Source organism: Catellatospora bangladeshensis (genome assembly GCF_016862575.1).
In the GTDB taxonomy this organism is placed as follows: domain Bacteria; phylum Actinomycetota; class Actinomycetes; order Mycobacteriales; family Micromonosporaceae; genus Catellatospora; species Catellatospora bangladeshensis.
Genome location: NZ_BONF01000029.1, coordinates 79,658 through 103,474, shown reverse-complemented (window position 1 = coordinate 103,474; position 23,817 = coordinate 79,658). Strand labels below are relative to the sequence as shown.

Below are 23,817 nucleotides of genomic sequence, written 5' to 3'. Positions count from 1 at the left end.
GGCCTGATCGTGGAAGGAACGGCCCGAGAACAGGAGTGCACCCATGGGCGCCACCGCCACGCTGGACGACGAACTGAGCACGAGACTGCTGCACGAGCGGATCATCGTGCTCGGCTCCGACGTCGAGGACGACATCGCCAACCGGATCTGCGCTCAGCTGCTGACGCTGTCCGCCGAGGACCCGCGCCGCGACGTCGCGCTGTACCTGAACTCGCGCGGCGGCTCGGTGCTGGCCGGGCTGGCCGTGTACGACATGATGCAGCTCATCCCCAACGACGTGATCACCGTGGCGATGGGGCTAGCGGGGAGCATGGCGCAGTTCCTGCTGTGCGCCGGCACGCCGGGCAAGCGGTTCGCCCTGCCCAGCGCGCAGATCCTGATGCACCAGGGGTCGGCCGGGCTGGGCGGCACCGCGGCCGACGTGGAGATCTACGCCGGGCAGCTGGACCGGATCAGCAACCTGATGAGCGCGCTGACCGCCGGGCACACCGGGCAGCCGGTGACCGCGATCGTCGAAGACGGGCAGCGTGATCGCTGGTTCAGCGCGCAGGAGGCGCTCGACTACGGGATGGTCGATCACATCGTCGCGCACATCGACGACATCCGCCCGCGCGTGGTCAAGCAGCGGATGGGGGTGTGACCGTCGTGGGCCAGTACACGATTCCCACCGTCGTCGAGCGGACCTCGCGCGGCGAGCGCGCCTTCGACATCTACTCCCGGCTGCTGTCGGAGCGGATCATCTTCCTCGGCACGGAGATCACCGACGACGTCGCCAACGTGATCATCGCGCAGCTGCTGCATCTGCAGTCCGAGAGCGCCGAGCTGGACATCTCCTTCTACATCAACTCGCGGGGCGGCTCCTACAGCGCGCTGACCGCGATCTACGACACGATGCAGTACGTCCGCCCGGACGTCGCCACGCTGTGCGTCGGGCAGGCGTCCTCGGCCGCGGCGGTGCTGCTGGCCGCGGGTACGGCCGGCAAACGGACGGTGCTCCGGCACGCCAAGGTGGTGCTGCATCAGCCGTCCACGCAGGAGGGCTCGTTCGACGTGGCCCAGGGCACGCTGCCGGACCTGGCGATCCGGGCGCGGGAGGTGTCCCGGGTGCGCGCCGAGATGGACGGCATCCTCAGCCGGCACACGGGTCACCCGGCGCAGAAGATCCGGCACGACCTCGACCGGCACAAGACGTTCAGCGCCGCCGAAGCCGTCGCGTACGGCTTGGCCGACCAGGTCATCTCCACCGTGAAGACGACGCCGGAGGGCTAGGCGGCCAGGGCGTAGGCGTCGCCGGCTCGCCGGGCCGGCGGCGCCGCCACGTCGTAGCGGCCCGCGGCCGTCCGGTGGGCCGTGAGCACCGTCGCCGCGGCGTTGTTCGCCGAGATGTGGAAGGCGACGGCGACGAGCAGCTCGGACAGCTCGATGCCCAGCGCCGCGCACAGCGCCGCGAGCACCTCGGAGGAGACCTCCTTGAGGCCGCGTTCGACCTCGGACAGGTAGGGCATCGAGATCCGCGCGGTGACCGCGACCTCGGCCAGCGTGCGTCCCTGTTCGAGGCGCAGGCGCCGCAGTGACTCACCCAGCGCCGAGCGCAGCAGCACCCGACGCGGAGGTGCCTGGGGGTGGGCTCGCTCCGCCGGATTCGACATGGGTCCTTCATAGCAAGGCCCGCCGTCGTCCGACAGCCGAGTTCGCTACCGGCAGAGCGGGGGTGACCCGGTCCGGCACGCGTGGGCGAGGCCGGCCGGGGGCCCGGTCGGGCTCCCGGCCGGCCTGTCCCTTAGACGGGTCGCAGCGCCCAGATCAGGTCGCGGTTGTCTCCGGCGACGGTCTGCTGGCTGAGCGTCGACCCGGCGCCCGCGGTCATCGTGAGTGTCTTGCCGCTGTACCGGTTGACCAGGAAGTACGTGCCGTCGGCGACCCGCCGGAGCGTCCATTCCTGCCGGGTCGCGGCAGCGCACGTGGCCTGGCGTACGCCGATGCCCGCCGCCGTGCTCGCGCTGACGAGGTCGAGGCACAGGTTGCTGTTGACGTTCAGCAGCTTCCAGTACGACCCGCTGGCCTGCAGCTTCCAGCGCTGGCTGGTGGCCCCGGACGGGGCCGCGTGGGTGATCAGGGCCCCGGAGGCGGTGGAGGCCCCGGCGACCTCGGCGTTGTCGAGGTTGTTGATGCCCTGCAGGTAGTAGGCGCCGTTGTTGACCGGCCCCGGGTCGGTGATCCGGTTGAAGACCCACTTCTGGTTGGCGGCGCCGGTGTACGGCTGCTGCTGGACGGGGGTCGGGTAGGCGCCCGAGACCGTCAGCGCCAGCCCGGACAGCCAGTCGAAGATCGCGTACTGGCCGCTGCCGACGGGCAGGTAGGCCAGCCGCATGCCGTCCTGGCCCGCGCAGTAGTACTGCAGGGTGGTGGTGCCGGGGGTGGTGCCGCTGTAGGAGCTGTCCAGGCACATGCGGCTGCCGATGTTGATGAACTGCAGGCCGGTGGTGTAACCCATGAGCCACTTCTGGCTGGGGGTGTCCACCCGGGTCCGCTGGCTCAGCTCGACCAGCCCGGCGGTCGACGCGCCGATCGGTTCGAGCGCCTCTCCGGTGGAGACGCTGGTGATGGCGTACGTCCAGCCGACCTTCGGGTGGGTGGTGACGTCGGCGGTAGAACCCGCGATGAAGTAGGCGCTGTCGGCGGTGTTCCAGTGGGTGGCCAGGTAGCTGCCCGCCGTCGGGTTGGCGTTGAAGTAGTCGTCACGGTTGCAGTCGGGCAGCCGGTAGTCGTTCCACTGCAGGCAGCTCCAGGTCGGGGTGCCGCCGTAGCACATGAGGTCCCACTGGTCGAGGCAGTGCCAGCTGCCGTCGGTGTGCGGCGCGGTCAGCTGCGCCGCGCCGAGGGTGTGGCCCAGTTCGTGCGCGATGGCGTTGGCGCCGAAACAGCCGGGGATGGCGTCGACGCGGGCGAAGCTCTGCCCGTTGTTGAGGTTGCCCGCGCCGGTGGTCAGATCGTCCGGCTTGATCTCGCCCACGCCGCAGATCACCGTCGCCTCGGTCAGCATCAGGTACTTGCGGTCGTTGCTGTTGTACCCGAGGTTCTGCGCGGCGATCTTGCTGCTGTCGAAGGTGGCCAGCGAGCCGGCCGGCACGACGTGGTTGCGGACCACCGCGGCGCAGCCGCCGGACACCGCCGTCGTCACGAACCGCAGGTGGCGGCTGCGGTTGCTGACCGCGGCCTGGTCGTTGAACTGGTCGTCGGCGTTGGCCAGCCACGCCCGGAACATCGGCAGCAGCTGCGCGTACCGGTCGGGCATGGTGGCCTCACGCAGGTACAGCACCTCGATGCGCTTGCCGGAGGTGCCGTCGCCGTCACACGCGACCAGCTGCGGGCTGACCTGCTCGGCGGGCATGCCCCGGGCGGAGAGTTCCTTGTCCGACAGTGCCGCCGGGCCGGTCCGCTCGCCGATCCGGGCACCGGGGAAGACGTCGTACGAGGCGATGCCGCACGATGCGGGCTTGGCAACCCGGTCCGGGCCGGCGCAGGGGTCGGCGGCGGTGCCGCCCGCCACGGCCGGTGTGGAGGTGGCCAGACCGGCGGCCAGCAGCACACCGCTGAGAGCCACGCTGAGGTGTCGCCGAAGCAACATGATGCTCCTGTCGTTCGTCTACATAGGACTGGACGTAGATCATCCTGTCATCCGGCGCAAGCTATATCGAGCGCTGACAAATGATGCAAGATCCGCCACAAAGCATTGACAGCGGCGAAGCCGGCTCGCCGGGGGCCCGCGGCCGTGTCTTCGCCGGTGAACAACCGCCGGCCGCCTGGATCTACCAACGGTGTGCTGCTGTGCGCGCCACCGCGAAGCGCTGCGGCGGCTCGGCGCGCCGGGTGCCGGTGTCGCGGCCACGACAGTCGGCCTGCCGACCGATGCTGGCCGGGGCAGGAGGCCGGGACCAGCATCGAGCCCTATGGTTGATCTTCTTCGATGGCCGGTGCGGGTCACCGCCGTGGCGCTGGTTTGCGGCCCGCTGCTGACCGCCTACTGGGCGACGCCCTGGGAGCTGGCCTGCCTCGCCGCCGCCGGGTTGCTGCACGTCGAAGTAGGCCTGCGGCTGTGGCGGGACCGCCCGGACAGCCGCATGGGACCGCTGCTGGCCGGCTGCGGTCTGGTGTGGCTGCTCGACGCCTGGGGCCGTGCCGCGCTGCCCGCCCTGTTCGCCGGTGGCCTGCTGCTGAGCCTCCTGCATGACCCCATGCACCTGCACGCGGGCCTGATCGTCACCTCCGGCCGGCTGCGCGGGCGGTGGGACCGGGCGATCGCCGCGGCCGCGTATGCGTACTGGCCGGTGCTCGCCGCCGTCGCCCTGGCGGCCGGGCGGTTGAGCCCGGCAGGGCTGCTGGGTGTGCGGGCCTGGACCTATCCGCTGGTCGGGGTGTTCCTGGTGGGTGTCTTCACCGTGCGCTACCGCCGCGCCGGGGCCGGCGACCGGCGCGTCTACGCCCCGTTCTGGGCCGCGCTGGCCGCCAACGGGCTGTGCACCGCGGCGCTGAGTACCGTCACCTACGGCCCCAGGCACTGGCCCACCGTCCTGTACGCGCTCGGCGCGGCGCTCATCCCGGTGGGCGCCGCCCTCAGCGCCCAGCGCGCCGAACGCCGCCGCCTGGTCGACGCCCGCGACCGCGAACGCCGCCGGGTGGAACGTGACGTGCACGACGGGGTGCAGCAGCGGCTGCTGGCCGCGGCGATGATGCTGCGCCAGGGCGACCCGGCACTGGTGGCGCGTGGGGCGGCGGAGGTCGAGAACGCCATCGCCGACCTGCGTGACCTGGTCCGCGGCATGAACCCGGCCGTGCTGGTGTGCCACGGCCTGTCCGGGGCGGTGGCCGCCATCGCCGAACGCGCGCGCGTCCCCGTCGCCGTCGACGACCGCGTCGGGCACGTCACGCTGCCCGAACCGGTCGCCGCGGCCGCCTACTACGTCACCATGGAGGCCGTCGCGAACAGCGAGAAACACGCGGGTGCCGGGCTGGTCACCGTGACACTCACGACCGGCGACAACCGGGTCGAGGTCACCGTCTGCGACGACGGCGTCGGCGGCGCCCTGGCGGTGCCGGGCGGGGGACTGCACGGCCTGCGCGAACGGGTCGAAGCCTGCGGAGGGACGCTGCGGCTGTCCAGCGCCCACGGCAGGGGCACCGCGGTGCGCGCCGTACTGCCGCTGGGGGCGGCATGACCACCGCCGTGCTGGCCGACGACAGCGTGCTGCTGCGCGGCGGCCTGAGACTGCTGCTCGAACGGCAGGGGATCACCGTGGCCGCCGACGTCGGCGACGCCGAGCAGCTGCTGGCAGCCGTCGCCGAGCACCGGCCCGACATCGCGGTCGTCGACATCCGGATGCCGCCCACCTACTCCGTGGAAGGCGTGCGGGCGGCGCTGACGGTGCGCCGCCGCCACCCCGGCGTGGGCGTGCTGCTGCTGTCTCAGCATCTGGAGCATCGCGAGGCGCTGGCGCTGCTGCAGCAACCCGGTGGCGGGTTCGGATACCTGCTCAAGGACCGGATCACCGACATCGCCGCGTTCGCCGCCGACGTACGCGAGGTCGCCGCGGCGGGCACCGCCATCGACCCGGTGGTCGTCGACCGGCTGCTGCGTCGGCCCCGCACCGCCGCCGGGCTGGACGTGCTGTCGTCCCGCGAGCGCGAGATCGTGGCCCGGATGGCGGCCGGCCGCTCCAACTCCGGCATCGCCGCAGACCTCCACCTCGCCGAGCGCACCGTCGAAGCCCACGTCCGCAGCATCTTCGCCAAGCTCGGGCTGGGCGACGAGCCCCAGCAGCACCGCCGGGTGCTGGCGGTGCTCACGTTCCTGGCGGCCTGACCCGGCAGGAACGGCGACCGCCGGGTGACGCCCGCCCGACTCCGATTAGGTGCCAGCACTGATGTACCGCGACCTGCTGATTCATACCGTTAAAGACGTCAACGGCATCGAGAACAGGAGATTGAGATGAACATCATCCGCACCATGCTCGCCGGTCTGGCGATCACCGCGGCCGCCGCGGGCAGCGTCCTCGTCGGAGTGTCGCCGGCGCAGGCCGCGACGACGATCGTCTGCAGCGAGCACAAGGAGGTCGCGGAGTCGGACTGGGACGTCAACACCGGCTGCTGGCTGCAGGACGGCGACCGCGTGCAGATCAGCGCGGGCGGCTCGATCTGGGCCGGGGTGTGGCTCACCGGCAACAACGGCCCGCAGGGCTGGAGCAACATCGCCAACGACACGAAGTTCCCGATGCGGACCGCCCGCGCCTACTCGCTGCTGGCCAAGTCCAACGGGAACTACCGCTACGCCGGCACGGGCATCACGTACACCTACACCGGCACCGGCAGCTGGCTCTACCTGCGCATCAACGACGACACGCCGGGCAACGGCAACGGCGCGTTCACCGTCGACGTCACCGTGACCCGCGGCTGACCACGACCGGCGTGCGGCCCGGGAGCACTGCTCCCGGGCCGCACGCCGCCCGCTCATGCTCCGACCAGTTCCAGCTCCCGTGCGGGCTCCGCACGGTCGGCGCACCCGCCTCCGCACACGTGGTCCGCCTCCGGCTCCGCGGCCCCGGCGGCGGGACCCTGCGCGCCGGGCGGCGCCTCGACGGGTTCCTGCTCGGCGGCCAGCCGGTGGGCGAGCTGCTCGCCCTCCACGTCGATGTTCGGCAGGAGCCGGTCCAGCCACCCGGGCAGCCACCAGGCGGCCCTGCCCAGCAGCGACATCACGGCGGGGACGATGGTCATCCGGACCAGGAAGGCGTCGACGGCGACGCCGACGGCCAGGGCGAAGCCCAGGGACTTGACGATGGTGTCGTCGGTGAGGACGAACCCGGCGAACACCGAGATCATGATGAGCGCGGCGGCGGTGACGACGCGGGCGCCGTGGCGGGTGCCGGTGACGACGGCCTCGTCGGGGGTGGCGCCGTGCACGTACTCCTCGCGGGCGCGGGTGACGAGGAAGACCTCGTAGTCCATGGCGAGGCCGAACAGCACGCCGATGAGGAAGATCGGCATGACGCTGATGATCGGCCCGGTGGACTCGACGCCGAACAGGTCGGCCAGCCAGCCCCACTGGAAGACCGCGACCAGGGCGCCGAACGCGGCGGCGACGCTGATCAGGAAGCCGAGGGTGGCCTTCAGCGGCACCAGCACGCTGCGGAACACCAGCATGAGCAGCACGAACGCCAGCCCGACGACGATCGCCAGGTAGGGGCCGAGTGCTGCGGTCAGCTTGTCGGACACGTCGATGTTGAGCGCGGTCGCGCCGGTGACGGACAGGTCCGCGCCGGTGGATTCGGCCACCTCGGGCGCGTGGTCGCGGATCGCGGCGACGAGGTCCTTGGTCGCCTTCGTGCCGGGCCCGCTCTCGGGGATGACGGTCAGCAGGGCCGTGTCGCGAGCGGGGTTGATCGTCGGTGGGGTGACCATGACGACGTCGTCCAGCCGGGAGACGGTCTGCTGCGCCTGTTCCGCGGCGGTGCCGACGTCGCCGAGGTTGTCCTCGACGACCAGCAGCAGCGGTCCGTTGAACCCGGCGCCGAAGCCGGCGCTGAGCTGGTCGTAGGCGCGGCGCTGGGTGGAGCCGGCGGCGGCCGTGCTGTCGTCGGGCAGGGCCAGGTTCAGGTCGAGGGCCGGGATCGCCATGACACCGGCCACGCCCAGTGACAGCAGCAGGGCGGGAACGCGGCGGCGCAGCACCCCGCGGGCCCACCGGCCGCCCATCGGCATCGTGCCGGGGGAGCGGTGCCGGCCGATGCCCTTGCGGGCGTCCTTGGTGAGGATCCTGGGTCCGGCGAAGCCGAGCAGCGCGGGCACCAGGCTGAGCGTGATCGCGACCGCGATCGCCACCGTGCCGGCGGCGGCCACGCCCATCGCGGTGAGGAACGGGATGCCGGTCACCGACAGGGCGACCAGCGCGATGATCACGGTGAGGCCCGCGAACACGACGGCCGACCCGGCGGTGCCCACGGCTCGCCCGGCGGCCTGTTCCGGTTCGTGTCCGCCGGCCAGCTCGTTGCGGAACCGGGAGACGACGAACAGCGCGTAGTCGATGGCCACGGCCAGGCCGAGCATGGTCGCCAGGGCCGAGGTCGAGGTCGACAGGTCGAAGTAGCCGGTGGCGATCTGGATGCCGGCCATGCCGAAGCCGACGCCCAGCAGCGCGGTCAGCAGCGGCAGACCTGCCGCGACCAGCGAGCCGAACGTGATGAGCAGGATGAACGCGGCCACGGCGATGCCGAGGGCTTCGGCGGCGCCGCCCTCGGACTGCTGCTGGGTGGCCGTGCCGCCGAACTCGACCCCGAGGCCGGCCTTCTCCGCGGTGCGGCCGGCGGCGTACAGGGCGTGCCGGTCGGCGGCGGTCAGGTCGCCGGGCGCCACCGAGTAGGCGACCGAGGCGAACGCGGTGCGCTGGTCGCGGGAGACGGTCTCGCTCTGGAACGGGTCACCGACCTGCACGACGTGCGGCGCGGCCCGCAGTGCGGACACCGCCTCGCCGATCGCGGCCTGCTCGGCGGGGCCGGTCAGCGTGGCCTGGTCACCGGCGGTGAACACCACCTGCGCGGCCGCGTCGTCGGCCCCGACGCCCAGCTTGTCGCGCAGCACGGTCAGGGCCTGCGAGGACTCGGTGCCCGGGATGCTGAAGGCGTTGCTGGTCGGCCCGGACAGCGTCGCCGCACCGAAGCCCACGGCGGCGAGCAGCACCAGCCACAGGGCGGTGACCAGGCCGCGGCGGCGGAAGGAGAACCGGCCCAGCCGGTAGAGCAGCGTTGCCATGATCAGTTCCTTGCCGCGTTCAGCGGCCGGCTGCGGGGGTGCGCCGACCGGTTGACCAGGAACAATAGAAGCGAACTAAGCCGAGCGGCTAACATTTGCTTAGCTGAGAGGTGTACGCCACATTCCGGTGCCGTCGCACCGTCGGCGCCGCATACTCGCAGCTCAGGGCCCAGCGGCGGCCGGCAGGCGCGATCCGAGGAGGCCGACCCCGATGAGTGCCGTGCCGTCCCGCCGCCGCACCGGCCGCGACCAGCTACTGGCCGTCGCGCTCCGGCTGTTCGCCCGCGACGGCATCCAGGCGACCTCGCTGCAGGACATCGCCGACGAGGCCGGGGTCACCAAGGCGGGCCTCTACTACCACTACAAGACCAAGGACGAGATCGTCCTGGACGTCCTCAGACCCCTCTTGGACGCGCTGCCGGCGGTGACCCGCCGCGCGGAGGCCCACCGCACCCGCACCGCGCGCGTCGACGAGGTCCTCGGCGGGCTGATCGAGATCGCGCTGTACGAGCACTCCGGCTTCGCCGTGCTGATGCAGGACCCGTACCTCACCCGGCTGCTCGGCCAGCAGGAGTCGATGCGCCAGTGGTGGGACGGCACCAGCACCCTGATCCTCGGACCGGACCCGGATCCGCAGACCCGGATCGGCCTGGCCATGTTCATCAACGGCCTGGCCGGCGCCGGCCGCGACCCGGCGATGACACCGCTGGACGACCGCTCCCGCCGGCAGGCCCTGCTCGAATGCGGCCGCCGCCTCCTGCGGTGCGACTGACGCCGGACGGCGGTCACCGATCCCCGCCTCAGCTGCTCGGGCGGTGCGGTGGCGACGGCGATCCTGCGTTCACCGTGGGCGCGTTCCACGCACCACGACGATGTCCTCGACGTCGGCCACGCCGAGCTGCCCGCGGCGGCGCATCATGGCGGCCCGCTGCCTCATCACCGGCCCCAGCGGCCCGGTCCGCGACAGCACCACCTCCGCGCGCAACCCGGCCTGACGCATGGCGATCAGCGACTCGTCGGTGCCGCAGATCGACGAATGCACCAGCAGGATCGAGCCCCCGGGACTGAGGTGCGCGGGCGCGTCACGGCACAGCCGGTCGAGCAGCGCCCGGCCGCCCCGGCCGGCATCCAGCGGGATCAGCGCCGCGCGCCGCGGCGGCTCGTCGGTGGCGGCGGGAATGTAGGGCGGATTCGACACGATGAGGTCGAAGGTCTCACCGTGCAGCGGCTGCCACAGGTCGCCGCGGCGCACGTTCACCCGCACCCTGTGCAACCGCGCGTTCAGCACCGCGCAGCAGCTCGCCCGCCAGGTCAGATCGACTGCGGTGACCTGGCTCGCCCCTGCGAGAGCCGCGACGATGGCGAGCGCGCCGGTCCCCGTGCACAGGTCCGCGACCCGCGCGCCGGCCAGCGTCTCCCGGCCCATCGCCTCGGCGAGCATCCAGGTGTCGCTCACCGGGGAGTGCACCCCGGGAAGCCGAATAAGTCGCATATGACCCTATTCCCCGAGACGGCGGTGCTACGCGTCCACGGCCCGTCAGAATCCGCCGGAGGCTGCGCCCTCGGTTTGGCGTGCTGCCGTACGCGGTAATAGATCGCCCGGAGGCCAAGCACAGCGAGGCAGGAGCGGCCGATGAGACTTCCGGAGGCGCGGGGCGATCTGTCGGCTGCCGTGATCGAAGGCTTACGATCCGGACAGGCGGTCGAGGTCGCTCACCTCCCGAAGCTCCGCGACACCGACCCGCTGGCCGACGAGGACCTGCAGCTGGCCCTCACCGTCTGCTACGAACTGCACTACAGCGGTTTCGAGGACGTCGATGACCGCTGGGAGTGGCATCCCGGCCTGCTGGCACTGCGCGCCGAGATGGAGCAGCTGTTCGAGCGGGCGCTGCGGGCTTTGACCGGCCCCCAGCCGGCGGTCGGCGCCGCCGAGATCCCCGCCGCGCTGACGGCGCTCACCGCCGAGCACGACGGCCCCTCGCTCGGGCGTCACATCCAGTCGCACGCCACCATCGAGCAGTTCCGCGAATTCGTCGTGCACCGCTCGCTCTACCAGCTCAAAGAGGCGGACCCGCACACCTTCGCCATTCCCCGGCTGGCCGGGCGCGCCAAAGCCGCACTCATCGAGATCCAGATCGACGAGTACGGCTCCGGCCGGCTCCCGCGGATGCACGCCGAACTGTTCCGGACCACGATGAGCTGCCTGGGCCTGAACACCGAATACGGCGCCTACCTCGACCGGCTGCCCGCGACCACGCTCGCCGTCACCAACATGCTGTCGATGTTCGCCCTCCACCGGCGGCTCAGGGCCGCGCTCACCGGGCAGCTCGCCGCCTTCGAGATGGGTTCGAGCCTGCCCAACAGCCGCTACGCCAACGGCCTGCGCCGCCTCGGCGGCGACAGCCGGGCGACGCTGTTCTACGACGAACACGTCGAAGCCGACGCGGTACACGAGCAGATCGCCGCCCACGACATGTGCGGTTCGCTGGTCGCCGAGCATCCGGAGCTGTCGGCAGACGTGCTGTTCGGTGCCGCCGCGTCCGAGGCGCTCGGCGGCAGGGCCAGCGCCCACCTGCTCGACAGCTGGGCCGCGGGCGCCAGCTCGCTGCGGCCGGTGACCGGACCCGGCTCGGCCGGCCGGCTGCCCGAAACCCAACTGCCGGCAGGAGTGGCGTCATGACACACGAACCCGCGCAGGAACGCCGAGCGGCGACCGTGACGCCCTACGAAGACGGCCCGCTGCTGCTGCGCGGCGACTTCGAGATCGTCACCCCGGACGGTGAGCACATCGACGCAGGCAGGCCCACGGTCGCGCTCTGCCGCTGCGGCCGCTCGCGGATCAAGCCGTTCTGTGACGGCACGCACAAGCTCATCGGCTTCCGCGCCCCCGCCGACCGGCAGCCCACCCGGCCCGACCCGTCCGACGCCGAACAGCTCTGATCACAAAGGACGGCAGTGCCATGGACGCAGTTTCGAACGGGTACCGGCAGCGGGTCGGCATCGCGGACCGAAGCCCCATGACCGTGGGGGTGGAGGAGGAGTTCCTGCTGCTCGACGCCTCCAGCGGGAACAATCTCGCGGTGGCCGACCAGGTGCTGGCACAGCTCACCGGCCAGGCGCTGGAGCAGAGCCGGCACGAGTTCCGGCAGAGCATGATCGAGATGGTGACCCCGGTGTGCTCGGACCTCACCCAGCTGCGCGAGCAGCTGACCGCCGCACGCGCCGTCGCGGCCGCCGCCGCCGCGGCGGCCGGAGCCCGGCTCGTGGCCGTAGGAGCCACCCCGATCCGGGAAGCGGACATCACCAGGCCCGCCGCCGAGCGATACGAGCGGATCATCCGCCAGTTCGGGCCCGTGGCGCTCGACCCGGCCCTGTGCGGATGCCACGTCCACGTCGGCGTACCCGACCGCGAGCTCGCGGTCCAGGTCTGCAACCACCTGCGGCCTTGGCTGCCCGTCATCCAGGCGATCGCCGCTAACTCGCCGTTCCGCGCGGGAGCCGACACCGGCTACGCGAGCTGGCGATCGATACAGCTGGAACGCTGGCCCAGCCTCGGCCCGTCCCCGTACTTCGCCGACGCCGCAGAATACGATCGCACCGTCGAGCAGCTGATCACGGCAGGTGTGATGCTGGACGCCGGAATGGTGCTGTGGTACGCCCGGCCTTCGGCCCGTTACCCCACGGTCGAGGTGCGGGTCGCCGACGTGGCGCCGACAGCCGATGACGCGGTCCTCGTCGCCGGGCTCGTCCGTGCTCTGGCCGCCACCGTCCTCGACGACATCCGCGCCGGGCTGCCCGCACCCCGCCTGCGAAGCAGCCTGCTCGGCGCCGCACACTGGCGGGCCGCCCACGACGGGCTCGAGGGGCAGCTCCTGGACCCGGCCACCGGCGAACTCCGGCCCGCCTGGGACGTCGTCGACGACCTGCTGAGCTTCGTAGGCCCTGCGCTGATCAGGGACGGCGGCCTGGAAACGGTGATCGCGGGAACGGATCGGCTGCGTATCGAGGGCACCGGCGCCGAGCGCCAGCGACGAGTCCACCGCCGTCGAGGCGACATACGCGACGTGCTGGCCTACCTCGCCGGCGAGACGAGCGTCGACGCCTGACCGCCTCGATCCGCCGGACAGTGACGATAATCGTTTCCGGCCGGCGGACAGGGGCCTTATGCTGCTTGATCCCGGGTGACCGGTCGCAGGCCGGCCGCTGGTCGCTGACATCGAGGAGTCGCCGATGCCCCACGTGACGCTCTACGCGCTCGAGGAAGATCTGGCCGGGCGGGAACCCGGCCTCATCGGGCAGCTCACCAGCGCCGTCGTGTCGGTGTACGGCGAGTGGGCCCGAAGCTCGGTGGATGTCAGGCTCATCGGCATCCCGGCCGGCCGCTGGGCTCGCGGCGGAACCGCGGTCGCCACGGCCGCGCCCTCGGTCACCTTCGGCATGCGCGAGGAGGTGTTCGCACGAGAGGACGCGGCCAGGGTCACCGCCCGACTCGTCGCGGCCTTCACCGACGCCGTCACCGCCGTGTTCGGCGACGACTGCCGCGACGAGGTTCTCGTCGAACTGGTCGGCCAGCCCACGTCGCGGTCCGGGCTCGGTGGCAAGGTCATCGGCGACGGCAGCGCCACCGTTCGGCGCTCCGATCCGGATCTGCCGGGACGAGGTCAGCTCGGAACCTCGTAGGATCTGGTCCGTGGGATGGGAGGCACTCCGGCAGTGGGGTGACGACGCCGCTCGCATCGAACGGCTCACCGGCGGCGTCGCCAACGACGTGTGGAGCGTGCGCGTCAACGGGCGGCTCGCCGTCGCTCGGCTCGGCACCAGGAGCGACGCCGATCTCCGGTGGGAGACCGAACTCATCCGGCACCTCGACCGTGGGGGCCTGACCGTGCCGGTGCCGATCCCCACGACCGACGGCCGGCTGTTCGCCGACGGCCTGGTGGTGATGGCCTACCTGGAGGGCGGACCGCCCGAGACGCAGGACGACTGGCGCCGCGTGGCCGATACGCTCCGCGAGCTGCACCGGCTGACCCGGGGCTGGCCACAGCGCCCCGGGTGGCGGTCGTCGACGGACCTGCTGCACGCCGAGACCGGGACGAAGATCGACCTCGGGGCCATGCCCGCGGAGGGCGTGGCTCGATGCCGGGCGGCGTGGGCGCGGCTCGCCGGACGTCCGGCATGCGTCGTCCACGGCAATCCCGCCAACCCCGGCAACGTCCGCGTGACCCCGCACCGGGTCGCGCTGATCGACTGGGACGAGGCGCACGTCGACGTCGCCGACCTCGACCTCGTGCTGCCCGGCAACGCCGCCGGGCTCGACGGCGGCGCGTACGACATCGCCGCACAGGCATCGTCCGCTTGGGAAGCCGCCGTCTCCTGGGACGACGACTACGCGGTCAGGCGCCTCGCCGAGGTCCGGGCGGTCTGACAACGCGTCCGAGAAGTGAGATCGCCAGATCGGAACGAGGCAGGAGATGGATCAGGGCACCCGCGACGAGTTGCTCGGCTGCCTGGTTGAGGCGGTCGGGTCCATCACCGCCGCGCACCCGGCGCGGGTTGCCGTCGACGGACCGCCCGCCGCAGGCAAGACCACCCTCGCCGACGAACTGGCCGCCGTCCTGCGCGCACAGGGCCGCGACGTCATCCGCGCGACGATCGACGACTTCCTGTTCCCCCGGGCGCAGCGCTATCCGCGCGGCGAGTACTCGGCCGAAGGCTGCTACTTCGACACCCACGACCACCACGCGCTGAACCGGGTTCTGCTCGATCCGCTCGGCCCCGGCGGAGATCGGCGCTTCCAGTCCGCGGTGTACGACCACGCGGCGGACACTGTGCTGTCCCCGCCCGTCGCGACCGCCCCCGCCGACGCCGTGCTCGTCTTCGACGGCGTCTTCCTCCTTCGCCCCGAACTGATCGATCGGTGGGACCTGCGCGTCTTCGTGTCGACTGCGCTCGACAGGACCGTGGAACGTGCCGTGATCCGGGAGCGCAGTGTGTCATCCCGCGCCGAAGTCGAACGGCGCTGGCGCGAGCGCTACATCCCTGCCCAGCAGCTCTACTTCGCCATGGCCCGGCCGGCCGATCAGGCCGACGTCATCGTGCGCAACGACGACCCCGGGCTGCCGGTCTGGGAGACCCGAGCACGCTGACGGCACTCGGCTCGGCAGATCCTGCCCGGCTCCCGGATCCGGTCGAAGCGCGTCGAAGCTCCCGGCCGAAGGACGCCGACCCCGTTGTGCACGGCGGGCGGTCAGATCACGTCCGGGCCGAGGAGTTCCTCCAGCCACCCGTAGACGCCCTCGCCGTACTCGGCCAGCGCCTCCTCGGTGGCGTCGTGCAGCGAGCGCTGGTAGGACAGGGCCTTGCCGATCTTGGCGACCACGATGGCGTCCTGGCACAGCTCGCGCAGCTCGGCCAGGTCGCGGCCGTCGGCCGTCCACGCGGACAGGTAGCGGTCGCGCAGCTCGTACAGCAGCGGATCCTTCTTCTCGACCTTGGCGTCGCGGTGCACCACCCGCAGCGCGACCAGCATCGACCCGAACGGGTGCGCCACGCCGGCGTCGCCGAAGTCGAAGAAGCGCAGGCCGCCGTCGCCGTCGGCGAAGACGTTGCTCGGGTGCAGGTCGTCGTGCTGCACGCTGGGCGCGATGCCGTCGGCGGCCAGCCGCCGGCACATCCGCTCGATCCGGGGCACCCACTCGTGCAGCCCGGCCATCTTGTCCGCATCGAGGTTGGCCAGCACGTACGGGTCGGTCAGCAGCTTCTCGTACTGCGCGGCGACGGTGTGCGGACGGAAGTCGGGCACCCCGGCGGCCAGCATGGCGCCGGCGTGCGGGGCGGCCGCGCGCTGCAGGGCCGCGTACCGGTGCAGCAGGTGCTCCCAGCGGCCGCGGTCGAACGTGTCGGACGTGATCTCGCGCATGGTCGGGCCGCCGTCGGGCAGCAGCATCCAGCCGCGCTCGGTGTCGACGGCCAGCGGCACCAGCATGTCGTGCGGGGCGATCGAGGCCAGCAGCCGCATCAGCCCTGCCTCGTAATGCGAGCCGGCGTGGTTGTGCTTGAACCACGCTTGCCCGCCCGCTATCGGCACGCGGGCCGTCGTCGACCAGGGACGCACCCGGTCGACCACCGCCGGGCCGGTCGCCGGAGTGCCCCGCCCGGCCAGCGTCGCGGCGATCCACTCCTGGGCCTGTGCCCACTCCTCAGCACGCATCGGCCCAGGCTAGGGGCGCGTCCGCCCCGCGCGCGAACGGTTATCGGACGCGGCCGTGAACACCACCCGGCACCCTCTTCGAGCCCGATGCGGTCAGCCGTGAGGCGTACGCGTTCGCGCCATCCGGTCCCACAGGGGCAGGATGATCGCTCCGAACGCGACGGCCAGTGCGACGCCGTAAAGGTTCTGCACGATGCGCAGCCAGAAGGTGTCCCGGATCTCGGACTGGCCGGCGGTGCCATAAAGGATCATCGTGAGGGCGATGAAGGCGGTCGCCAGCGGGGTGACGTACCGGCGGCTGCTGCCCGCGCCGATCGTGGCGACCAGGTAGACGCCCGTGACGGCCGCTATCAGCGCGGGTGAGGGATACCAGCCCAGGACCGCGTACGCCGTCACGGCACCCGCGATGGTGGCCAGCGCGCGCCCGATGCCGCGTGCGGTGAGCAGGCCGATGTCCGGCCGCATGACCAGCAGCACGGCCGCCGCCGCCCACCCGGGGTGGGGCAGTGACATGGCCAGGGAGCTGGCTGCGGCGATCGCGGCGGCCACGCCGAGCACCACGCCGTAGCGGGCCGCGGCCGCGCGGTCGGGAAACGGCGGCGGCGCGGCGGCGGCCGGGGCGGGCCGGGTGGGCCAGGCCAGGGCGAGCAGCCAGCTCCACAACGAGCCGAGCAGGATCATTACCGCCAGCGTGACCGCCTCGCGCGGCTGCGGGATGCTCAGCCCGATCGCGACGGCGGGCACGACGAGGTTGAGCAGCAGGACGCCCCAGCGGTGCCGGGCCGCGGCCAGCGAGGCGAGCAGCGCCGCGGTGAACAGCGCCGCCACGGCGAGCGCCGGCTGCCCGCTGAGCAGCGACCCGATGATCATGCCGATGCCGAAGGCGGCGCCGATGGCCACGGCCAGGACCCGGCCGCACCGGGCGGGCGTGATGCCCACCAGCGCGGCAGGCAGGACACCGATCGCCGCCGCGGCACCCGGCACCACGTGCCCGGCGGCGATGAGCACGACCGCGGGCAGGACGCTGAGCGCCGCGTGGATCGCATCGCGCCACTTCCAGCCGCCGCCCGCGGGCCGGCGGCCGGCACCGGGCCGAGGGGCGTCGGGGGCTGCGCCCATCGGTCAGGTCAGCGCTCGGCGGGGGCCGGGGTGCGCGGCGCTGAAGAACGGGACGTCTCGGAAGCTAATGAGACGCCCGCGTGCCGCCGCGATCGTGTTCGTGGCCTCGCTCATGTGTGGATCCCCGCGTCCCGAGCGCGCGTCACTGCCGCGCAGATCGATGGCGAACGAGGTTCACGTTAGCGGGTAAATATGGCCAAAGAATGCTAAATCGGTAATGCGCCCAGCCGCGGGCACGCGGCCGGGCGGATCAGTGCGTTCGGCGATCTGGCCTCACCGGCGTGCGACTGCGTCGAGGCCCCGGGCGGCCACCACCTGGGCGCTGCCGTCGGCCAGCCGGTAGCAGAGCCCCACCACGGCGGCCCGGCCGTCCTCGACCCGCTCGGCCAGCACCCGGGAGCGATCCAGGAGCAGCTCGACCGTGTGCCGGACGTGCTCGGCCAGGATCTCGTCCGGCTCCACCCGGCCGGCGGCCCGCGCCGCCAGCACGCTGGGCGTCACCCGCTCGACGACGTCACGCACATAGCCGGACGGCGCCATCCCGCCCTCCAGCGCGGCGCACGCGGCGGCCACGGCGCCGCACGAGTCGTGCCCGAGCACCAGCACCAGCGGGCTGTCGAGCACGTCCACCCCGTACTCGATGCTGCCCAGCACCTCGGCGCCCATCACGTGACCCGCCGTACGCACGACGAACAGGTCGCCCAGACCCCGATCAAAGATGATCTCCGCCGCCAGCCGCGAATCCGAACACCCGAACACCACCGCGAACGGGCGCTGGGCAGGAGCGATCTCGGCGCGGCGCGTCGCGTCCTGATTCGGGTGCTCCGGCACACCGGCGACGAAGCGGTGGTTGCCGGCGAGCAGCAGCTCGAAGGCTTGCTCGGGGGACGGGGTCTTGATCTCGGCCATGCCCGAAGCCTAGTACGGCGGCCGTGTGGAACCGACCCGATGTGAAGCTTGCTCAACCCCGCTGCGCTCGAATCGCACACCCGCGCGGTTGGCCCACCCGTCCACCACGTAGATCACTCATGTTCCGGAGTCGGTGTGGCCACCTCCGCTTCGTCGTGCTGCGCGGTGATCGCCGTCGGCTCGGGTGGTGGCATGCCGGCCACCACCCGAGCGTGCGCTGTCGGATCAGGCGGTGGTGAGGGCAGTGGTGATCTGCCGGGTGATGGCGGCCATGGTGGGGCTGGGCTCGCCCCTGCCCGTCCCGGTCGCGGCCTGGATGGCGACGTCGACGATGCTGCGGAAGTTGTCGGCCTCGGCCGGGTCCTGCTTCTCCAGCAGGACCACGGACGCCACCAGCGCCGGCAGCACCTGGTCGGCGATCTCGGCCACGGACTTGCCGGTCACCTTCACCGCCGACTGGTCGGCGAGCACGTGCCCGACCGGGCCGGTCGCGGAGGCCAGGGCAATGCTGCCGTCAGTGGCGATCCGGTGCGGAGAGCCGCCGGCGGCACCGGCGGCGGCCAGCAGGGAGACGGCGCCGTACGCGGCGGTGCGCAGGGTCTGCTTGTCGTGGTCGGTCAGAACGATGGACATGATCGATCCTTCGGGTGAGGGGCGTCGGGGCGGGAGCGCCCCGCGGCGGCCCAGGTCAGTCGCTGACTGCCTGGTAGAGCGTGGTCCAGAAGTCGTGCATGGCCCGGATCGAGTCCGGCACGGACGCCCCCACCTGGGTGAGCAGGATCCCGGTGAGCTGCCTGCTCGGGTCGGCGTAGGTGGAGGTGCCGCTGCCGCCGTCCCAGCCGAACTGGCCGACGGACGCGTAGTCGCCGCGGTACGTGCGCACCGCCATGCCGAATCCCCAGCTGCCGTGCTGGCCCTGGCCGAACGAGATGTGGACGTTGTCGCGGGCCAGGACGTCCCGGGCGGCCTGCTGCCCGTGGGTGAGACGGTTGGTGGTCATCAGCTCGACCGCGGGCCGGGACAGGATCCGCTCGCCGCCGTGCATGCCGTGGTTGAGCAGCATCCGGTAGTAGGCGTGGTAGTCGTCGGCGGTGGAGACCAGCCCACCGCCGCCGCCCTGGAACGCCGGCGGCGCGCTGTGCCGGCCCCCCTCCGCCGGGTCCCACACGTGGAACTCCCCGGTCTGCGGGTCGGGGGCGTACAGCGGAGGCAGCCGGTCGAGCTTGTCCGCGGGTACGTGGAACCCGGTGTCCTTCATGCCCAGCGGGTCGAAGATCCGCTCCCGCAGGAACGACTCGAACGACTGGCCGGTGACCCGGGCGACGAGCACGCCGAGCAGGTCGCTCGCGATGTGATACTGCCACCGCTCGCCGGGGTGGTGCATGAGCGGGAGCGCGCCGAGACGGCGCAGCCACTCGTCCGGCTCGGGCATCGGCGTCGGCAGGTTGGGGGTGAGCCCCTGCTCGAAGATCGCGCCCATGATCGGGGTGCCCAGCGCCGTCATGTCCATGCCGAGGCCGAACGTGGAGGTGAGCACGTCCCGCACGGTGATGGGCCGACGGGCCGGCACCGTGTCGTCCAGCGGGGCGTCGATGCGCGCCAGGACCCGGCGGTCGGCGAGTTCGGGCAGCCACTGGTCGACGGTGTCGTCCAGCCGCAGCCGGCACTCGTCGAGCAGGACCATGGCCGCGGCGACCGTGACCGGTTTGGACGTCGACGCCATCCGGAAGATGGTGTCGCGGCGCATCGGCGGTCCGCCGTCGTGCCGCATCGTCCCGATCGTCTCGACGTGCGTCTCGTCGCCCTGGCTCACCAGCGCGACGAGTCCGGGTATCCGCCCCGACTCGACGTGCCGTGCGAGCACGTCGTGCATCCGGCGCAGTCCCGCCTGGGTGAGGCTGCTCCTGGTGTCTGTGTTCATACCGCTGATCTGCTTTCTGGAGTGGGGTTGTGGCATGAGCCGGCCGATTGCCCCCGCGTGAGGCGGAGCCGGGCCGGGCGGCGGCCGGGGACCGTCCGCGCCTCTGTGGCGGGGACGGATGCGAAGCCATGGGGCGGCGACAGGTCTGCTCCGGCGGTGGTGGACCTGTTCGAAGTCCGCCCACGGCTGCGGCGTCAGGACCGTGGTGATGAGGGGAATCGCGGCCATGGGCTCCAGCCTGGCCAGGGCCGCCGGCGTGATCAATGACGAGTTCGCGTACCCAGTGATAACCCGTGGGTTAACAGAACCCGCGGACCTCGGCGTACTGTGCCCGCACGCGTGACCTGGACGGGGCGCGCCGCGTCCGTGATCGGAAGCGGCGTCCGCCACGATGGCAGCGGAGACGGATCCACGACTCCTATCGACACGAACGTGAGGGTGCACCCGATGAGCGACTGGAACACCAAGGTGATCGAAGAGTTCCGGGCGAACGAAGGCCGCGTGGGCGGGCCGTTCACCGGAGCGCCGCTGGTGCTGGTGCACCACCGGGGCCGCAAGAGCGGGCGTGAGCTGGTCAGCCCGATGATGTACCTGCCGCACGAGACCGACGAGAACGTCGTCTACGTGTTCGCGTCCAAGGCCGGCGCACCACAGAACCCGGACTGGTACTACAACCTCGTCGCGGCCGGGCGCGGAGCCGTCGAGCGGGGCACCGAGACCTATTCCGTCAGCGTGCGCGAGCTGACCGGCGGCGAACGCGACCGCCGATACGACGAGCAGGCCGCGCTGTACCCCGGCTTCGCCGAGTACGCCCAGAAGACCGCGGGCATCCGCACCATCCCGGTCCTGGAACTCACCCGCCTTTCCTGAACCTTGCGGACGTCTGGTCGGCCGAGCGTGCGGCCGACGAGACGTCCGCTCACGTTGACCTACTGTGCGGCGCTATGTAGTGTAGGCCGCATGGTAGAAGGCCCCGTCGGGCAGACGGTGAAGCTGGAGCAGGACCTGCGCAAAGGGGTGCTGGTCCTGGCCGTGCTGTCGCAGCTGCGAACCCAGCAGTACGGCTACTCGCTGCGACAGGCCCTCGCCGAGCGCGGCATGCCGATCGAAGAGGGCACCCTCTACCCCCTGCTGCGGCGCCTGGAAAGCCAGGGGCTGCTCGCTTCCCAATGGCAGGTCGACGAAGGCCCGCCGCGCCGCTACTACCAGCTCAGCACGCACGGCGCCGAGGTCTACCGCGAGCTGACCGGGGCCTGGCAGTCGCTGACATCGGTCATGAACCGCCTAGTGGATGAGGAAGGCTGAGATGGACGACCCCAGAGCCGTCATCGAGACCTACGTCGGCGACGTGGTACGCCACCTGCCGCGCCGCCAGCGCCACGACGTGGGCTTCGAGCTGCGATCGCTGCTGAACGAGGACCTCGACGGGCGCGCCGCCGACAGTGGCCGGCCTGCCGACACGTCCATGGCCCTGGCGATGCTCACCGCCTTCGGTCATCCGCAGGAGGTCGCCGACCGCTACCGGCCGGCGGGCTTCACCGTCATCCGCCCCGCCGACGCCCCGCGCTTCGCCCGGCTCGCGCTCGGCGGCCTGGTGCTGCAGTGGGCGATCACGCTGCCCGCCGCCCTCACCGGGCCGGTCCGGACCGACGAGTGGATCTACGCCGCGACCTGGTGGGGGCGGCTGACCACCTGGTGGTTCACCTGGGGCCTGGGCTCGTTCTGGTGGCCGGGCTTCCTGATCACCCTCACGCTGATCAGCAGCGCGCTCAGCCGCCGCCGCGGCGAGACCAAGTCCTGGACGCCGCGGCGCACCGTGGACCGCGACCACGTCAACCGGCTGGCGATCGTGCTGGGCCTGGCGTTCGGCATGGCCGGCGCCGCCTTCATGACCGCGCTGCCCTGGCTCGCCGTGTGGGCTCCCGGCCTGCCGCAGCCGCTGCTCGACGCCCTCGCCTTCGACCCGCGGTTTCTCCAGGAGCGGGCGGTCTGGGTGCTGCCGCTGTGGGCCGCAGGCTTCGGCGTCCACACCGCGGTGCTGCTCGCGGGCCGCTGGGACAGGCGCACCCGGCTGGTCTCGCTTGCCCTCGGCCTGGGCTGGCTGGCGCTGCTGAGCTGGTGGGTCGCGGCCGGTCCGATCTTCGCCACCGAGGCCGCCGACGACACCGCCAAGCTCTGCCTCCTGCTGATCGCCGTGCTCGTCGCCGTCGACCTCGTCGCCACCCTCCGGCGCACCACCGCCTCGATCCGGCCGCCGGTGGTGCAGGCGTGACGCGCCAGGCGATCCCGTCCGCGAAAGCGGATACGGGATCGCCTGGACTCTCCGCGTAACCGACATTTACACTCATCCATCAGATCTGCATCTGCGACATCGCGATGCGGATCCGGGAGCCGGGGCTGACTCGCTCCAGCCGCGCACCGGGCGCCGGCTGGTCCACAGTGCACCCCGCCGCAGCGGCCACCTGCCGCGCGGCCTCCCGGAAGGACCATCCATGCACCTGTCCGCACGATGGCGCGCGTCCGCCGCCATCCTCGCCGCGGTCACCGCCGCCGGTGTCGGCGTAGTCGTCACCGCCGCACCCGCCGCCAGCGCGGCCGCCGCCTGCCAGGTCACCTACCGCGCCGACCAGTGGACCGGCGGTTTCGTCGGGTACGTCAAGCTCACCGCCGGAGACACCGCCATCCACGGCTGGACCATCGGCTGGACCTGGCCCGGCGACCAGAGGATCACCAACGCCTGGAACGCCACCGTCACCCAGTCCGGCACCGCGGTCACCGCGGTCAACGCCGCCTACAACGGCGACCTCGCGCCCGGGGCGTCGCTGGAGTTCGGCATGCAGGGCACCTGGACGGCGAGCAACACCGCCCCGTCCGCCTTCACCGTCAACGGGGCGCCCTGCGGCGCCACCCCGTCACCGGCGCCCAGCTCCGCCTCGCCCAGCCCGTCCCGTAGCAGCTCACCGAGCCCGTCGGCGAGCCCGTCCGGCAGCGCCTCACCGTCGCCGAGCAGCAGCCCCTCGGCGAGCCCGTCGCCGTCCGGGCCGCCGCCGGCCGGGTGCACCGGCGCGCTGTGGTGCGACGGCTTCGAGGACCAGACCGGCACCGTGCCGTCGGGTGCGTGGACGCTGGCGTACCCCGACTGCCAGGGCACCGGCACCGCCGTCGTCGACAGCTCCGTCGCCCGGACCGGCAGCCGCTCGATCCGCGTCGAGGGCGCCGCCGGCTACTGCAACCACGTGTTCGTGAAGTCGACCCGCGACTTCAGCGCCCTCGGCGGCGTCTGGTTCGGCCGGTTCTACGTACGGCACACCACCGCGCTGCCCGCCGCGCACGTGACCTTCCTGGCCATGCGCGACGCCGCGGACGGCAACCGCGACCTGCGCGTGGGCGGCCAGAACGCGGCGCTGCAGTGGAACCGGCAGTCCGACGACGCGACCCTGCCCGAACAGAGCCCGGCCGGGGTGGCGCAGAGCCGCCCGCTGCCGACCGACCGCTGGGTGTGCGTGGAGCTTCGTGTCGACGGCCCCGCCGGGCAGGTGCAGACCTGGACCGACGGCACGGAGGTGCCGGGCCTGCGTGTCGACGGCGTGCCGACCGCCGACGTGGACCGGCAGTGGCTCAGCCGCGCCAACTGGCGCCCGAGCCTGACCGACCTGCGGCTGGGCTGGGAGAGCTACGGCGTCGGCGCCGACCGCCTCTGGTTCGACGACATCGCCTGGGGCTCGACCCGGATCGGCTGCTGACCGGTGGACCGGGGCGCGGCATCGCGCCCCGGTCCGCTCATCGGTGGCTCGGCGAGTGAGGACGTGGAGACGCCGCGGTGCTGTTCCGCGGCCGTAGCCGCCGGTGACAGCCA

General features: G+C 72.2%; 24 protein-coding genes and 1 pseudogene. 16 read left to right on the top strand and 9 right to left on the bottom strand.

What is annotated here, in order from left to right; genetic code table 11:
* The first annotated feature begins 43 nt into the window (after positions 1-43).
* Positions 44-640, top strand: a complete 597-nt coding sequence (locus Cba03nite_RS24140; RefSeq protein WP_203750469.1) for a ClpP family protease — start codon at positions 44-46, stop codon at positions 638-640.
* 5 nt (positions 641-645) lie between these two features.
* Positions 646-1,269, top strand: coding sequence for a ClpP family protease (locus Cba03nite_RS24135; RefSeq protein ID WP_203750612.1), 624 nt, complete (start codon positions 646-648; stop codon positions 1,267-1,269).
* Between the two features lie 134 nt (positions 1,270-1,403).
* On the opposite strand, the pseudogene Cba03nite_RS40550 reads toward Cba03nite_RS24135, so the two are convergent.
* Together Cba03nite_RS40550 and Cba03nite_RS24125 are read right to left on the bottom strand one after the other, a co-directional pair.
* A pseudogene (locus Cba03nite_RS40550) lies at positions 1,404-1,649 on the bottom strand (helix-turn-helix domain-containing protein); the annotation flags it as partial.
* 131 nt (positions 1,650-1,780) lie between these two features.
* Positions 1,781-3,628, bottom strand: a complete 1,848-nt coding sequence (locus tag Cba03nite_RS24125; RefSeq protein ID WP_203750463.1) for an RICIN domain-containing protein — start codon at positions 3,626-3,628, stop codon at positions 1,781-1,783.
* Between the two features lie 322 nt (positions 3,629-3,950).
* Here Cba03nite_RS24125 and Cba03nite_RS24120 point away from each other — a divergent pair, with 322 nt between their 5' ends.
* The 3 genes from Cba03nite_RS24120 to Cba03nite_RS24110 all read left to right on the top strand — a co-directional run bounded on the left by Cba03nite_RS24120 (position 3,951) and on the right by Cba03nite_RS24110 (position 6,451).
* The gene (locus tag Cba03nite_RS24120) at positions 3,951-5,216 is read left to right on the top strand and encodes a sensor histidine kinase (RefSeq protein ID WP_203750461.1); all 1,266 of its coding nucleotides are present in this window, start codon (positions 3,951-3,953) and stop codon (positions 5,214-5,216) included.
* Complete coding sequence (locus Cba03nite_RS24115) at positions 5,213-5,860, top strand: response regulator transcription factor (protein ID WP_203750458.1); 648 nt, start codon at positions 5,213-5,215, stop codon at positions 5,858-5,860. Before Cba03nite_RS24120 ends, Cba03nite_RS24115 begins: the two co-directional genes overlap by 4 nt.
* 126 nt (positions 5,861-5,986) lie before the next feature.
* The gene (locus Cba03nite_RS24110; protein ID WP_203750455.1) at positions 5,987-6,451 is read left to right on the top strand and encodes a hypothetical protein; all 465 of its coding nucleotides are present in this window, start codon (positions 5,987-5,989) and stop codon (positions 6,449-6,451) included.
* A 53-nt stretch (positions 6,452-6,504) separates the two neighbouring features.
* Here Cba03nite_RS24110 and Cba03nite_RS24105 read toward each other — a convergent pair whose 3' ends face one another.
* Complete coding sequence (locus Cba03nite_RS24105) at positions 6,505-8,802, bottom strand: MMPL family transporter (RefSeq protein ID WP_203750452.1); 2,298 nt, start codon at positions 8,800-8,802, stop codon at positions 6,505-6,507.
* A 211-nt stretch (positions 8,803-9,013) separates the two neighbouring features.
* On the opposite strand from Cba03nite_RS24105, the gene Cba03nite_RS24100 reads away from it, so the two are divergent.
* Positions 9,014-9,574 carry a TetR/AcrR family transcriptional regulator gene (locus tag Cba03nite_RS24100; protein WP_203750449.1) on the top strand — a complete coding sequence of 187 codons (561 nt, stop codon included), beginning with the start codon at positions 9,014-9,016 and terminating at the stop codon, positions 9,572-9,574.
* Positions 9,575-9,643: 69 nt separating this feature from the next.
* Here the strand turns inward: Cba03nite_RS24100 and Cba03nite_RS24095 are convergent, their stop codons facing one another.
* Complete coding sequence (locus Cba03nite_RS24095; RefSeq protein WP_203750446.1) at positions 9,644-10,258, bottom strand: HemK2/MTQ2 family protein methyltransferase; 615 nt, start codon at positions 10,256-10,258, stop codon at positions 9,644-9,646.
* 177 nt (positions 10,259-10,435) lie between these two features.
* Here Cba03nite_RS24095 and Cba03nite_RS24090 point away from each other — a divergent pair, with 177 nt between their 5' ends.
* From Cba03nite_RS24090 to Cba03nite_RS24065, 6 genes are all read left to right on the top strand, one after another.
* Positions 10,436-11,482, top strand: coding sequence for an iron-containing redox enzyme family protein (locus Cba03nite_RS24090; RefSeq protein ID WP_203750443.1), 1,047 nt, complete (start codon positions 10,436-10,438; stop codon positions 11,480-11,482).
* Positions 11,479-11,742, top strand: coding sequence for a CDGSH iron-sulfur domain-containing protein (locus tag Cba03nite_RS24085; protein WP_203750440.1), 264 nt, complete (start codon positions 11,479-11,481; stop codon positions 11,740-11,742). The genes Cba03nite_RS24090 and Cba03nite_RS24085 overlap by 4 nt, the downstream gene beginning before the upstream one ends.
* A 20-nt stretch (positions 11,743-11,762) precedes the next feature.
* Entirely contained in the window at positions 11,763-12,908 is a 1,146-nt protein-coding gene (locus tag Cba03nite_RS24080; protein ID WP_203750437.1) for a carboxylate-amine ligase, read from the top strand.
* Positions 12,909-13,032: 124 nt separating this feature from the next.
* A complete protein-coding gene (locus Cba03nite_RS24075; protein ID WP_203750435.1) occupies positions 13,033-13,482 on the top strand; it encodes a hypothetical protein in 450 nt (149 codons plus the stop codon).
* A 10-nt stretch (positions 13,483-13,492) separates the two neighbouring features.
* Positions 13,493-14,227 (top strand): phosphotransferase enzyme family protein, encoded by a 735-nt coding sequence (locus Cba03nite_RS24070; RefSeq protein WP_203750431.1) that lies wholly within the window; start codon positions 13,493-13,495, stop codon positions 14,225-14,227.
* A gap of 46 nt (positions 14,228-14,273) precedes the next feature.
* Positions 14,274-14,948 carry a cytidylate kinase family protein gene (locus Cba03nite_RS24065; RefSeq protein WP_203750428.1) on the top strand — a complete coding sequence of 225 codons (675 nt, stop codon included), beginning with the start codon at positions 14,274-14,276 and terminating at the stop codon, positions 14,946-14,948.
* A gap of 101 nt (positions 14,949-15,049) precedes the next feature.
* On the opposite strand, the gene Cba03nite_RS24060 is transcribed toward Cba03nite_RS24065, so the two are convergent.
* The 5 genes from Cba03nite_RS24060 to Cba03nite_RS24040 all read right to left on the bottom strand — a co-directional run bounded on the left by Cba03nite_RS24060 (position 15,050) and on the right by Cba03nite_RS24040 (position 19,961).
* Positions 15,050-16,012, bottom strand: coding sequence for a phosphotransferase (locus Cba03nite_RS24060; RefSeq protein WP_203750424.1), 963 nt, complete (start codon positions 16,010-16,012; stop codon positions 15,050-15,052).
* 93 nt (positions 16,013-16,105) lie between these two features.
* On the bottom strand, positions 16,106-17,131 hold the full coding sequence (locus tag Cba03nite_RS24055; protein WP_203750421.1) for an FUSC family protein: 1,026 nt from the start codon (positions 17,129-17,131) through the stop codon (positions 16,106-16,108).
* A 273-nt stretch (positions 17,132-17,404) separates the two neighbouring features.
* Positions 17,405-18,040, bottom strand: coding sequence for a carbonic anhydrase (locus Cba03nite_RS24050; RefSeq protein WP_275411614.1), 636 nt, complete (start codon positions 18,038-18,040; stop codon positions 17,405-17,407).
* A gap of 225 nt (positions 18,041-18,265) precedes the next feature.
* Complete coding sequence (locus tag Cba03nite_RS24045) at positions 18,266-18,673, bottom strand: hypothetical protein (protein ID WP_203750417.1); 408 nt, start codon at positions 18,671-18,673, stop codon at positions 18,266-18,268.
* Between the two features lie 55 nt (positions 18,674-18,728).
* The gene (locus Cba03nite_RS24040; protein WP_203750415.1) at positions 18,729-19,961 is read right to left on the bottom strand and encodes a serine hydrolase domain-containing protein; all 1,233 of its coding nucleotides are present in this window, start codon (positions 19,959-19,961) and stop codon (positions 18,729-18,731) included.
* 447 nt (positions 19,962-20,408) lie between these two features.
* On the opposite strand from Cba03nite_RS24040, the gene Cba03nite_RS24035 reads away from it, so the two are divergent.
* The 4 genes from Cba03nite_RS24035 (at position 20,409) to Cba03nite_RS24020 (ending at position 23,704) form a co-directional block, all read left to right on the top strand.
* Complete coding sequence (locus tag Cba03nite_RS24035; RefSeq protein ID WP_203750414.1) at positions 20,409-20,831, top strand: nitroreductase family deazaflavin-dependent oxidoreductase; 423 nt, start codon at positions 20,409-20,411, stop codon at positions 20,829-20,831.
* Between the two features lie 90 nt (positions 20,832-20,921).
* Complete coding sequence (locus tag Cba03nite_RS24030; RefSeq protein ID WP_203750412.1) at positions 20,922-21,266, top strand: PadR family transcriptional regulator; 345 nt, start codon at positions 20,922-20,924, stop codon at positions 21,264-21,266.
* Between the two features lies 1 nt (position 21,267).
* On the top strand, positions 21,268-22,233 hold the full coding sequence (locus Cba03nite_RS24025) for a hypothetical protein (RefSeq protein WP_203750410.1): 966 nt from the start codon (positions 21,268-21,270) through the stop codon (positions 22,231-22,233).
* A gap of 220 nt (positions 22,234-22,453) precedes the next feature.
* A complete protein-coding gene (locus tag Cba03nite_RS24020; RefSeq protein ID WP_203750408.1) occupies positions 22,454-23,704 on the top strand; it encodes a cellulose-binding domain-containing protein in 1,251 nt (416 codons plus the stop codon).
* Positions 23,705-23,817: the final 113 nt, after the last annotated feature.